Here is an 11,227-nt window from a genome sequence, read left to right as displayed (position 1 = left end):
AGTCCTGCGATCGCATGCTAGCGCCGGGACCGCGCAATGGGCTTGCAAAGTTGCGTGTGCAGGGGTCTTTGGCGCAATCTTGTTGCGTAAAAACATGTTGCGAGGCAACAAATGGCCGATTCCCTGGTTCTGGACCGGACCGACCTGCGCCTGCTGGCCCTGCTGCAGCAGCAGGGCCGGGCCCCCAATTCCGACATCGCCACCCAGGTGAACCTGTCGGCCTCGGCCTGCCTGCGCCGGATCCAGCGGCTGGAAGCGGCCGGGGTCATCACCGGCTACGCCGCGCGGGTGGAACCGCAGAGCGTCGGCCTGGGCTTGCAGGCGTTCGTGCGCGTGCAGCTGGAGAAGCATGGCCAGAGCGGCATCGCCCTGTTCGCCGACAACGTGCAGCATTGGGATGAAGTGGTCACCTGCCACGCCCTGACCGGCGACATGGACTACCTGCTGCACGTCGTGGTGCAGGATCTGGAACACTTCTCGCGTTTCCTGCTGGACAAGCTGCTCGACGCCAGCGGCGTCGCCGACGTGAATTCCAGTTTCGTGCTGCGCACCGTGAAAGCCTTCGGTGGCTGGCCGCTGCCGAAGGCATGAGAACGCTCCCGGGAGATTGAATGGACACGTTGCACATCCGGCCCGCCACGACCGGCGACCTCGACGCCATGTGGACGATTTTCCGCGCGGTGATCGCGCCGGGCGACGCACTGCCGTTCGACGAGGGTTTCGATCGCGACACCTTTCGCGAGCACTGGTTCGGCGCCCATGCCGCCTCGGTGGCGGAGCAGGGCGGCGAAGTGATCGGCATGTACAAGCTGGGGGCCAACCACGCCGGGCGGGGTGCGCATGTCGCCAGCGCCACCTACGCGGTCGCGCCCGCCATGCAGGGCAGGGGCGTGGGCAGGCGACTGGTCGAGCACAGCCTGACCCGTGCACGCGCCGCCGGGTTCCGCGGCATCCAGTTCAACTACGTGGTCAGTACCAACGGGGGCGCGGTGGAACTCTATCGCCGGCTCGGTTTCGACATCGTCGGGACGCTGCCCGGCGCGTTCCGCCACGAGCGGTTGGGCTGGGTGGATGCGTACGTGATGTTCCGGGCGCTGGAGCCGCCGGAAGCCGATGCAAAGGCATGACGCGGGAACCGCGCGGGCATGCCGATCGCATTGCGTGAGACCGGTTGCGTGATGATGGTGGTGTGAGTCGATCCTGCCGGTGCAGCCCTGACGCATGCCGCAGGCGATCTCCTTTCCCGTTGCCGGCGCGGGTCGCGCGCCTCGAAGAGTGATGCGGACACCATGAGCGAAATCCAGTTTTCCCCGGAAGAAAAGGCGTTGATCGTCAATCGGATCCAGCTGTACTTCAGTGAAGAGCTGAAACAGGCCATCGGCCGGTTCGACGCCGAATTCCTGCTCGATTTCTTCTCCCGGGAGGTCGGCGCCTATTACTACAATCGCGGCCTGTACGACGCGCAGGCCGCGCTGGTGGCGAAGCTGGACGATATCCAGGACGCCATCTACCAGCTCGAGCGTCCGACCGACTTCAAGCGTTGACGCCGCACGCGCGGCAGGGACTCCGAGATGAGCGCTCCACCTCCAGTTCCGCCCCGCAACCTGGTCGCGATGCTCCAGGTCACGGATATGGCGCGTTCATTGGCGTTCTATTCGCGGCTGGGTTTCGAGCTGCGCAACACCCATGTGCCCGACGGAACCGACAACGATGGCGCGCCGGTGTGGGCCTGGCTGGAGGGCAGGGCAGCTGATGCTGACGAAGGCCAGTGAGCCGGTCGATGCGGGCAAGCAGGGAATCCTGTTCTATCTGTACTTTGACGATATCGCGGTGGTGCATGCGCGACTGGGCGCCGAGGGGTGGCCGGTCGGTCCGATGAGCCATCCGTTCTATTGCCTGCGGGGCGAGTTCCCGCTGGCCGATCCGGATGGCTATCGGTTGATGTTGACCCATACCTGATGCGCCACCACGTCGCTCATCACGATCGTAATAAACTGGCGTCCCCGCGGCGCGGCGCGTCGGAACGAGAGGCAGGCACGGCATGATCCGGGAAGTCGGCGGCGTACCCATCCAGGCCACGCATCGCGCGCGCTGCCACTGCGGCGCGGTGGTGCTGGAGCTGGATCTGCCAGACGGCATCGTCAAACCGCGCCGCTGCGACTGCTCGCTGTGCCGACGCAAGGGTGCCATCGTCGCTTCGGTGCCACTGTCCGGCCTGCGGGTGGTGCAGGGCGGGGACGTGTTGACCCTGTACCAGTTCAACACGAAGGTCGCGCGGCACTACTTCTGTTCGCGCTGCGGCATCTACACGCACCACCAGCGCCGCTCCGATCCCAACGAATACGGCTACAACGTCGGTTGCCTGGATGGCGTCAACCCGTTCGCACTGGGCGAAGTGCCGGTCGAGGATGGCGTGAACCATCCCTCCGATCGAAAGCCTTCGGAGCCGTGAAATGAAACGCCGCGATCTGTTGGCCGGGACCGGCGCGGCACTGATGCTCGTATCCGCACGACTGCCGGCCCATATCCATGGAGAAACCCCGATGTACGGATTGATTGGCAAGATGAAAGCGGTGGGCGGCCAGCGCGAAGCGCTGATCGCCTTGATGCTGGAGGAAGTCGGCGCCATGCCCGGTTGCCTGAGCTACATCGTCGCGCGCGACCCGGCCGACGCCGATGGCATCTGGATCACCGAGGTCTGGGACAGCGCCGCCAGCCACAAGGCATCGCTGTCGTTGCCGGCGGTGCAACAGGTGATCGCCCGCGCCAAGCCGCTGATCGCCGGCTTCGGCGAACATTTCGAGACCGCGCCCGTCGGCGGCCATGGTCTGGCACAGGCGACGGCATGAAACCGCAGCCACTGATCGCGGTGCGGGATGTTGCGGCCAGCCGGCGCTGGTACCAGGCCGCGCTTGGCCTGGACAGCGGTCACGGTGGCGACGAGTACGAACAGCTGATGGCCGACGGCAAGATGATCCTGCAACTGCACCGCTGGGAAGCGCATGCGCACCCGCATCTGGGCCAGCCGGATATTGCGCCCGGCAATGGTGTGCTGCTGTGGTTCCTGGCCGATGACTTCGATGCCGCGATCCGGCGCGTGGAACAGGCCGGTGCGGAGGTGCTGGAAGGACCGAAGGTCAATCCGAACGCGCAGCATCGCGAGATCTGGCTGCGTGATCCGGATGGTTATGTCGTGGTCGTGGCCGGACCCTACGGCGACCTCGGCGCATGAGCCGCATCCTCTACAGTGGCACCCGCAACGCCTCCAGCTGGGCGTTCCGTGCGTGGCTGGCGCTGCGCGAACAGGACATCGCGTTCGAGGAACGCATCGTCGACATCCGCAAGCCGGAGCGGTTCGAGAACCTCGCCCGCATCGCGGTGTTCTCGCCGCCGGCCGCCGTGCCGGTGCTGGTGGACGGCGAGACCGTCATCTACGACTCGCTCGCGATCATGGAATACGCCAGTGAACTGGGTGCTTCGCCACTGCTGCCCGCCGACATCCTCGCTCGCGCACGGGCGCGAGCGTTGCTCGCCTGGGTGCATTCGGGCCTGTCCGGACTATGTGGCCGGCTGTCGTTCGAAAGCGCTTTCTATCCGCAACGGCGGCGCATGACCACGCAGGAACAGGCCGAGGCCGGGCGCATCCTGGCCGCCTGCCAGCAGGCGCTGGTGCACAGCGGCGGGCCCTATCTGTGTGGCGCGCTGTCACTGGCGGATCTGGCGTTCGTGCCGGTGCTGTGGCGATTGTTCGCGCACGATGTCGACGCCAGCGCCTGGCCGCATGCCATCGACTGGAGCGAACGCCTGTTGTCCCGGCCCACCGTGCGCGAATGGCTGCATGAGGCCGAAGCGCTGCCGCCGGTGTACCTGGACGACTACGAAGCGTAGGCGCGCGTCCTACGCTTCCAGCCAGCGCAGGCCGATGATGCCGAGCAGGATCAGCGCCATGCAGCCCAGCCGCGCCGGCGACGGGCTGTCGCCGTAGGCGAAGATGCCCAGCGCGGCGACGCCGATCGCGCCGATCCCGGTCCACACCGCGTAGGCGGTGCCGGTGGGCAGATCGCGGATGGCGTGGGTCAGCAGGAAGATGCTGACCAGCGCCGCGACGATGCCGATGACGCCGGGCAGGGGACGCGTCCATCCCTGCGCGGATTTGAGCGCGCCGGCCATGACGATTTCCATCAGGCCGGCAAGGATCAGCAGCCACCACGCCATCGCGGACTCCGGTTCACTTGAAGGGCGCCCAGCCTGACCACACACTGGCTACCGTACAAGTACGCACTTCGAGGTGCCTGTGGACAGCGCTCAGCCAGCCCTGCCGGAACAGCCGGAAACCGCAAGCGGCGCCTGCCCGTCGCAGGCGGTGATGACCCTGCTCGCGGGCAAGTGGGCACTGCCGATCCTCACCGAACTGGCGCGCGGCGCGGTGCGCAACAACGCGTTGCTTCGGCGCATCGACGGCGTGTCGCAGAAGGTACTGACCCAGAACCTGCGCGAACTGGAGCGCAGCGGCCTGATCGAACGCATCGACCATGGCACGGTGCCGCCGAGCGTGGAATATCGCCTGACCGACCTGGGGCGTTCGCTGGACCGCACGCTGGTCGGGCTGGACCGTTGGGCGGAGCGCCACCACGCCGCACTGGCCGAAGCGCGGGCGCAGCATGACCTGGGCCGGGTGGAACCGGAATAATCCGCGGGCCCGATCCCGGGTGACAGGAGCGTCGCCGCCATGCACCGCAAGACCACCGACACCACGGACGCCGTCGATGCCTACATGGCCGCGCTGGATCATCCCTGCAAGGCGGAAGTGGAAGCGCTGCGCCGGATCATCACCGGCGTGGACGCGCGTATCGCCGAAGGCGTCAAATGGAATGCGCCGAGCTGGCGCCTGGACGAATACTTCGCCACCACCCACCTGCGTGCGAAACAGGGCATCGGCGCGATCCTGCATCTGGGCGCGAAGACGCGGGCGCCGGAGCGAAAACCTGCGATTGATGATCCCGACGGCTTGCTGGAATGGCTGGGACCGGATCGCGCGCGGGTGGTCTTCGCCGACATGGCGGATCTGCGCCGTCGCCAGGCCGCGTTCGAAGCCGTGCTGCGGCAATGGATCCGCCTGCTCTAGACGGATGGCGTCTCCAGCGCGGTCAAGCGTCGCCGCTTTCCACGCGCGCGCCGTCCCGGTGCGCCAATGCCAGTTCGCCCACGTGGCGCCGACCGGGATTGTCGCCGGCGATCCATTCGGCCGGCGGGAACAGATCGAACAGGCCGACCTTGAACAGGGTCGGGATGGCGGCGGCCAGTTCGGTTTCCACCCGGCCGCGTTCGCCCGCGTTGTACAGGGTGATGTTGTGCAGCAGCGTGGCCACGGTACCGGTCTGCACGCGGCTGCCGTCCTTCAGGGTGACCGCGGGCAGGACTTCGCCCGCGGCGACGATCTTGTGGTTGATGGCGGCCAGGTCGGCAGGGGAGGAAACGGACATGGGGCGGGAACTCCGGCGGGGGATTCGATGGCAGAGATGCGGGCGGATCACGCGTGGGCAAGAGGCGTAGACTTCGCACGATGAAACAGCATCTGCAATCGTCCTGGCAGCGCGCATGGCGCGGCGTCGGCGCGGTCGGTGATGGCCTGGCGTGGTGCGAGCGGCTGCTGGCCTGCTACCAGGAACCGCATCGCCACTACCACACGCTGCAACACCTCGGCGAATGCCTGGCGGCCTTCGACCAGGCGCGCGCGCTGGCGCCACATCCCGATGAGATCGCGCTGGCCTTGTGGTTCCACGACGCCATCTACGACGTGAAGCGATCCGACAACGAGGCACGCAGCGCGGACTGGGCGCGTGAGGCGCTGCTGGACGCGGAGGTGGAATGCGCGGTCGCCGATCGCGTGCATGCGCTGATCATGGCCACCCGGCACGACGCGGTTCCCGCCGATGCCGACGCGCAGCTGCTGGTGGATATCGATCTGGGCATCCTCGGTGCGGACACGGCGCGCTTCGCAGAATACGAAGCGCAGATCCGGCGTGAATACGCCTTCGTGCCCGGCTGGCTGTTCCGGCGCAAGCGGCGCGCCATCCTGCAGGGATTCCTGGAGCGGCCACGGCTGTACACGACGCCATATTTCCACGACCGGCTGGAAACCCGCGCAAGGGAAAACCTGGCACGCGCGGTGGCTTAGCGGCGGGTACGCGGCATCATGTAGATGCCGAGCTTGCCCGGCATTGGCGCCGGTCCGGAAACACTCAGCGGAGCAAGCTCCGCTCTACTCGCATTTCTTCTTGCCGCCCCACAGCTTGCCGAGGCGGAATCCCTCGTCGTCGCAGTCCGCGGGCTTGGGCGGAACGACCGGCGCGGTCTTCGCCGTGTGCGCGGCCAGGCGCTCGCGCTGCACGCGTTGCAGCTTTTCGCGGATCTGCGGCATCACCGCCATCGCCGCGCGCTCGCCTTCCAGGATCGCGTTGTTCTTCTGCTCGAAATCCGCAGGACCAATCTCGTTGACCCGTGGCCGGATGACGATGTCCGCGCGCGCCAGCTCCTGCTCGCCGAGTTTCTGGCCCATGATCGTGATCGACTGGTTGACGATGCCGAGCATGCTGCCCGGCCGCGTGCCGGGCGCCTTGGTGGAAATGTCCACGGCGATCACGAAGTCCGCGCCCAGTTGGCGCGCGGCATCCACCGGCACCGGACTGACCACGCCACCGTCGACGTAGGTCGACTTGCCGATCACCACCGGCTCGAACACGCCGGGGATGCTGCTGGAGGCGCGCACCGCCTGGCCCACATTGCCGCGCACGAACACGGTGCGCTGTCCGGTTTCCAGTTGCGTGGCGACGGCGGCGAACGGCTTTTTCAGCTTCTCGATGGGACGCTTGCCCAGCAGGTCGTTGACGTAGTCCTGCAAGGCCTGGCCCTGCACCAGCCCGCCGGAGAACAGCCGCACGTCGCGGATTTTCGTTTCATCCAGCGCGAAGGCCTGCTTCTGCATCTGGAACGGATCCATGCCGCTGGCGTACAGCGCGCCGACCACGCTGCCGGCGCTGGTGCCGGAAACCACCACCGGCTGGATGCCATTGGCCTCGAGCATCTTGATCACGCCGATGTGGGCGAAACCCTTGGCCGCGCCGCCGCCCAGGGCGATGCCGACCTTCACCGGCGGCGGTGGCGGTACCGGCGCGACCGGCGTCACCGCGGCGGGCGGTGGTGATGGCCGGGCATTGCCGCCGCAGGCGGCCAGCAGCACCAGTGGCAGCAGCCAGGAAAGGCGAGGGCGGAGCGGATTCATGAATGTGCAGGTGGAGTGGAAATCGACGGCGCAGGATACCGCGCGGCGGTTCAATGGCTTCCAACCGGCGACGCCGGTTGCCCGAGGCCGTCCTGGCAGCCAGCCGGCTCCGGGGCGACGGGAGTGGTTGCGCTCCCGCCGCCGGTGCCTGCTCAGAAGCTGTTGTCGCCGTCCAGGATCCGGCCCAGCCCGCCCAGCACCGAGCCTTCGCCGCGCGCCTGTCCGCCGGCCTGCGGCGCGGCCTGCAGCATGCGGCCGGCCAGGCGCGAGAACGGCAGCGACTGCATCCAGACCTTGCCCGGACCGGTCAGGGTGGCCAGGAACACACCTTCGCCGCCGAAGAACATGCTCTTGATGCCGCTGACCGGACGCACGTCCATGTTCACGCTGGCGTGGTAGGCGACCACGCAGCCGGTGTCTACGTCGATGCGCTCGCCGGCCTGCAGCTCGCGCTCGACCACGGTGCCGCCGGCATGCACGAATACCCAACCGTCGCCTTCCAGCTTCTGCATGATGAAGCCCTCGCCGCCGAACAGGCCGGTGAGGATCTTGCGCTGGAAGTGGATGCCCACGCTGACGCCGCGCGCGCCGGCCAGGAAGCTGTCCTTCTGGCAGATCAGGCGACCGCCGTGCTCGTCCAGCTTCATCGCCAGCACCGTGCCGGGGTAGGGCGCGGCGAACGCGACCTTGGCCTTGCCCGTGCCGGTATGGGTGAACACGGTGGTGAACAGGCTCTCGCCGGTCAGCACGCGCTTGCCGGCCGACAGCAGCTTGTCCATGAAGCCGCCGCCCTGGCCGCTGTGCGAGCCGTTGCCGAACACGGTATCCATCTGCACCGTGCCGTCCTTGAACATCAGCGCGCCGGCTTCGGCGATCGCGCTCTCGCCCGGATCCAGCTCGACCTCGACGAACTGCATGTCGTGGCCGACGATGCGGAAATCGATCTCGTCGGCACCGCGGCGTCCGCCGGAACCCGGCAGCGGCGGCACATGCGGCGGGGTGCTGGCGGCGCCGCCCAGTTCCGGCACCTCGCGCACCGCCTTCCACTCGCGCATGCCCTCGCGCCAGGCCAGCGCGCCGGGGTTGAGCTGGGCGTGGCGGCGGGCGGCTTCGTCGTCCAGCGGACCGACCCGCTGCTGATCATTGGGGCTATGGAAATACCACTGGCTCATGAGGGGTGTCCGGGGGTGGAAAGAGCCGCGAGTCTAGCCGCGCGACCCCGCCTGCGACATACCCGGAAGTCCTGCCCGGTACGGTCGGAACGCGACCGCCATCGCGGGGCGGCGGGATTGCCGTTACCTTCGGCATGAACAGGACTTCCGGCCATTGCCCCGCCTGTTGCTGTAATGCAACATTCGCATGCTAGGCGGCGCCCGCCGCTCCCGACCACCCACCGGAAAGCCATCGCCATGTCCCGACTCCGCTCCACCGCCGTGCGGCCGCACCGCCTTGCCTTCGCCATCGCCGCGCTGCTGCCGTTCGGCAGTGTGCTCGCCCAGGAAGCAGCCACCACCGCTCCCAAGACCGAAGCGTCCACGCTGGACACCGTGCAGGTGACCGCGCAGCGCAAGGTCGAGAACATCCAGGACGTCCCGGTCTCCATCTCCAGCGTCAGCAGCGAAAAGCTGGACGTGCTCGGTTCCGGCGGCAACGACATCCGCTTCCTGTCCGCGCGCGTGCCCAGCCTCAACATCGAATCCTCCTACGGCCGCGCGTTCCCGCGCTTCTACATCCGCGGCCTGGGCAACACCGACTTCGATCTCAACGCCTCGCAGCCGGTCTCGCTGGTGTACGACGAAGTGGTCCAGGAAAGCCCGCTGCTGAAGGGCTTCCCGATCTTCGACCTGGAGCGCATCGAGGTGCTGCGCGGTCCGCAGGGCACGCTGTTCGGCCGCAACACCCCGGCCGGCGTGGTCAAGTTCGAATCGGCCAAGCCGACCCGCGAGCTGGACGGCTACGCCCAGCTGTCCTACGGCAGCGACAACATGTGGAATTTCGAGGGCGCCATCGGCGGTCCGCTGAGCGAGCGCTGGTCCGCGCGCGTGTCGGCGCTGTACCAGCGCAAGGAAGACTGGGTGACGAACCAGAACCCGGCCGGCCCGGATCGCGGTGCCGAGGGCTACGACGAATCCGCCGCGCGCGTGCAGTTCCTGTACGAGGGCGACGCGTTCGAAGGCCTGTTCAACCTGCACAAGCGCCACCTCAACGGCACCGCCCGCCTGTTCCGCGCGAACATCATCAAGCCGGGCACGAATGACTTCGTGCCGGGCTTCGACAAGGAGAAGATGTACACGGATGGCGTGAACTTCTCCGAGCTCGACACCTGGGGCGGCAGCGCCCGCCTGCGCTGGGATCTGGGCGATTACAACCTGTATTCGATCACCGGTTACGAGACCGCCGAATCGCTCAACCGCGGCGACATCGACGGCGGCTACGTGTACACCTTCGACTTCAACCCGGCCGACGGCATCGACGCCGGCCAGCCGCTGATCGGCGCGCGCTTCCCGTCCGAATCGGCCGACGGCCTGCCGCACCACAAGCAGCTCACCCAGGAGTTCCGCCTGGAATCGGACTACGCCGGCAAGTTCAACTGGCAGGCCGGCCTGTTCTGGTTCAAGGAAGACATCCGCATCGACAGCTTCAACTACGACTCGCTGGCCTCGGGCAATCCGCAGAGCGGCCACGCGATCCAGGAGCAGGAAAACAAGGCGTGGGCGGTGTTCGCCTCCGGTGAGTACCAGGCCACCGACAAGCTGAAGCTGCGCGGCGGCGTGCGCTACACCCAGGACAAGAAGGACTTCAGCGCCAGCGTGCTGCAGGCGGTACCCGGCGGTTCGCCGGTCGGCGGTCCGTTCCGCGAGCACACCGACGTGGACGATGTCAGCTGGGATGGCAGCGCGGTCTATGCGTTCAACGACAACGTGAACTTCTACGCCCGCGTCGCCAAGGGCTTCCGCGCGCCGTCGATCCAGGGCCGCGTGGCCTTCGGCACCGTGACCAAGGCCGACTCGGAGGAAGTGATTTCCTACGAGGCCGGCGTCAAGGCGGACCTGTGGGACAAGCGCGCGCGCGTGGGCTTCAACGTGTTCCGCTACAACGTCGACGGCCAGCAGCTGATCGCGGTCGGCGGTGGTACCAACCAGGCCAACCTGCTCAATGCCGACAAGACCATCGGCCAGGGCTTCGAGCTGGATCTGGAAGCCTACGTGCTGGACAACCTGCTGGTGACCTTCGGCAGCAGCTACAACGACACCGAGATCAAGGATGCGGATCTTGGCGTCGCCCCGTGCGGCGGCGGTTGCACGGTGACCGATCCGATCGTCAATGGCTTCGCCCGCATCAACGGCAATCCGCTGCCGCAGGCGCCGAAGTGGGTGCACAACCTGACCGCGCGCTACAGCGTGCCGATGGGCGACGGCGCCGAGCTGTACTTCTACACCGACTGGGCCTATCGCAGCGAAGTGAACTTCTTCCTGTACGAGTCGGTGGAATTCACCGGCAAGTCCTCGCTGGAAGGCGGCCTGCGCATCGGCTACGGCTGGAACTACGGTGACTACGAAGTGGCACTGTTCGGCCGCAACATCACCGACCAGACCCGCATCGTCGGCGCGATCGACTTCAACAACCTGACCGGATTCATCAACGAACCGCGCACCGTCGGCGCCGAGTTCACGATGAAGTTCTGAGGAAACGCCCGCTCCGCCGTCCAACCGGCGGAGCGGGATGCCATCGCTTTTTGTAGGAGCGACGTGAGTCGCGACGCCTTCCAGCGCATCGGCTCCGGAAGTCGCGGTCGCGACTTACGTCGCTCCTACAAGGGCGATTCGGGTGTTGCATTGCATCCGATTCTCACAACCCTTCCCTGTGGGAGCGACGTGAGTCGCGACGCCTTCCAGCGTATCGGCTCCGGAAACCGCAGTCGCGACTGACGTCGCTCCTACACGG

Annotated in this window: 17 protein-coding genes; 13 read left to right on the top strand and 4 right to left on the bottom strand. The window is 67.0% G+C overall.

All coding sequences use genetic code 11. The features are described 5' to 3' along the window. The first annotated feature begins 111 nt into the window (after positions 1 to 111). From IB228_RS09925 to IB228_RS09885, 9 genes are all read left to right on the top strand, one after another. Complete coding sequence (locus tag IB228_RS09925; protein ID WP_192198266.1) at positions 112 to 591, top strand: Lrp/AsnC family transcriptional regulator; 480 nt, start codon at positions 112 to 114, stop codon at positions 589 to 591. A 20-nt stretch (positions 592 to 611) separates the two neighbouring features. Beyond that, entirely contained in the window at positions 612 to 1,127 is a 516-nt protein-coding gene (locus IB228_RS09920; protein ID WP_225562373.1) for an N-acetyltransferase, read from the top strand. Positions 1,128 to 1,289: 162 nt separating this feature from the next. Further along, positions 1,290 to 1,544 (top strand): DUF2164 domain-containing protein, encoded by a 255-nt coding sequence (locus IB228_RS09915; RefSeq protein ID WP_192198265.1) that lies wholly within the window; start codon positions 1,290 to 1,292, stop codon positions 1,542 to 1,544. 27 nt (positions 1,545 to 1,571) lie between these two features. After that, positions 1,572 to 1,772 carry a VOC family protein gene (locus IB228_RS09910; protein WP_192198264.1) on the top strand — a complete coding sequence of 67 codons (201 nt, stop codon included), beginning with the start codon at positions 1,572 to 1,574 and terminating at the stop codon, positions 1,770 to 1,772. Beyond that, positions 1,753 to 1,959 carry a hypothetical protein gene (locus IB228_RS09905; RefSeq protein ID WP_192198263.1) on the top strand — a complete coding sequence of 69 codons (207 nt, stop codon included), beginning with the start codon at positions 1,753 to 1,755 and terminating at the stop codon, positions 1,957 to 1,959. The genes IB228_RS09910 and IB228_RS09905 overlap by 20 nt, the downstream gene beginning before the upstream one ends. 82 nt (positions 1,960 to 2,041) lie before the next feature. Next, a complete protein-coding gene (locus tag IB228_RS09900; protein WP_192198262.1) occupies positions 2,042 to 2,452 on the top strand; it encodes a GFA family protein in 411 nt (136 codons plus the stop codon). A gap of 1 nt (position 2,453) precedes the next feature. Continuing rightward, positions 2,454 to 2,849, top strand: coding sequence for a putative quinol monooxygenase (locus tag IB228_RS09895; RefSeq protein ID WP_225562372.1), 396 nt, complete (start codon positions 2,454 to 2,456; stop codon positions 2,847 to 2,849). Next, entirely contained in the window at positions 2,846 to 3,232 is a 387-nt protein-coding gene (locus IB228_RS09890) for a VOC family protein (RefSeq protein WP_183639891.1), read from the top strand. Before IB228_RS09895 ends, IB228_RS09890 begins: the two co-directional genes overlap by 4 nt. Beyond that, positions 3,229 to 3,888, top strand: a complete 660-nt coding sequence (locus IB228_RS09885; RefSeq protein ID WP_192198261.1) for a glutathione S-transferase family protein — start codon at positions 3,229 to 3,231, stop codon at positions 3,886 to 3,888. Before IB228_RS09890 ends, IB228_RS09885 begins: the two co-directional genes overlap by 4 nt. A gap of 9 nt (positions 3,889 to 3,897) precedes the next feature. Here the strand turns inward: IB228_RS09885 and IB228_RS09880 are convergent, their stop codons facing one another. After that, entirely contained in the window at positions 3,898 to 4,215 is a 318-nt protein-coding gene (locus IB228_RS09880; RefSeq protein ID WP_183639895.1) for an SMR family transporter, read from the bottom strand. Between the two features lie 79 nt (positions 4,216 to 4,294). On the opposite strand from IB228_RS09880, the gene IB228_RS09875 reads away from it, so the two are divergent. After that, entirely contained in the window at positions 4,295 to 4,690 is a 396-nt protein-coding gene (locus tag IB228_RS09875) for a helix-turn-helix domain-containing protein (RefSeq protein ID WP_328805077.1), read from the top strand. A gap of 39 nt (positions 4,691 to 4,729) precedes the next feature. Further along, positions 4,730 to 5,125 (top strand): DUF1801 domain-containing protein, encoded by a 396-nt coding sequence (locus IB228_RS09870; protein WP_192198260.1) that lies wholly within the window; start codon positions 4,730 to 4,732, stop codon positions 5,123 to 5,125. A gap of 22 nt (positions 5,126 to 5,147) precedes the next feature. Here the strand turns inward: IB228_RS09870 and IB228_RS09865 are convergent, their stop codons facing one another. Next, entirely contained in the window at positions 5,148 to 5,483 is a 336-nt protein-coding gene (locus IB228_RS09865; RefSeq protein WP_183639899.1) for a hypothetical protein, read from the bottom strand. 80 nt (positions 5,484 to 5,563) lie between these two features. Between IB228_RS09865 and IB228_RS09860 the strand changes: the two genes are divergently transcribed. Then, a complete protein-coding gene (locus IB228_RS09860; RefSeq protein WP_192198259.1) occupies positions 5,564 to 6,178 on the top strand; it encodes an N-methyl-D-aspartate receptor NMDAR2C subunit in 615 nt (204 codons plus the stop codon). A gap of 84 nt (positions 6,179 to 6,262) precedes the next feature. On the opposite strand, the gene IB228_RS09855 is transcribed toward IB228_RS09860, so the two are convergent. Both IB228_RS09855 and IB228_RS09850 read right to left on the bottom strand, forming a co-directional pair. Continuing rightward, positions 6,263 to 7,282 (bottom strand): patatin-like phospholipase family protein, encoded by a 1,020-nt coding sequence (locus IB228_RS09855; RefSeq protein ID WP_192198258.1) that lies wholly within the window; start codon positions 7,280 to 7,282, stop codon positions 6,263 to 6,265. Between the two features lie 152 nt (positions 7,283 to 7,434). Continuing rightward, positions 7,435 to 8,454: a TIGR00266 family protein gene (locus IB228_RS09850; protein WP_192198257.1), complete on the bottom strand. Its 1,020-nt coding sequence runs from the start codon at positions 8,452 to 8,454 to the stop codon at positions 7,435 to 7,437. Between the two features lie 237 nt (positions 8,455 to 8,691). Here IB228_RS09850 and IB228_RS09845 point away from each other — a divergent pair, with 237 nt between their 5' ends. Then, positions 8,692 to 10,968 (top strand): TonB-dependent receptor, encoded by a 2,277-nt coding sequence (locus IB228_RS09845; RefSeq protein WP_183639907.1) that lies wholly within the window; start codon positions 8,692 to 8,694, stop codon positions 10,966 to 10,968. Positions 10,969 to 11,227 lie beyond the last annotated feature (259 nt).

It is taken from the genome of Pseudoxanthomonas sp. PXM04, assembly GCF_014851695.1.
In the GTDB taxonomy this organism is placed as follows: domain Bacteria; phylum Pseudomonadota; class Gammaproteobacteria; order Xanthomonadales; family Xanthomonadaceae; genus Pseudoxanthomonas_A; species Pseudoxanthomonas_A beigongshangi.
This window is presented reverse-complemented; position numbering and strand designations above follow the sequence as displayed.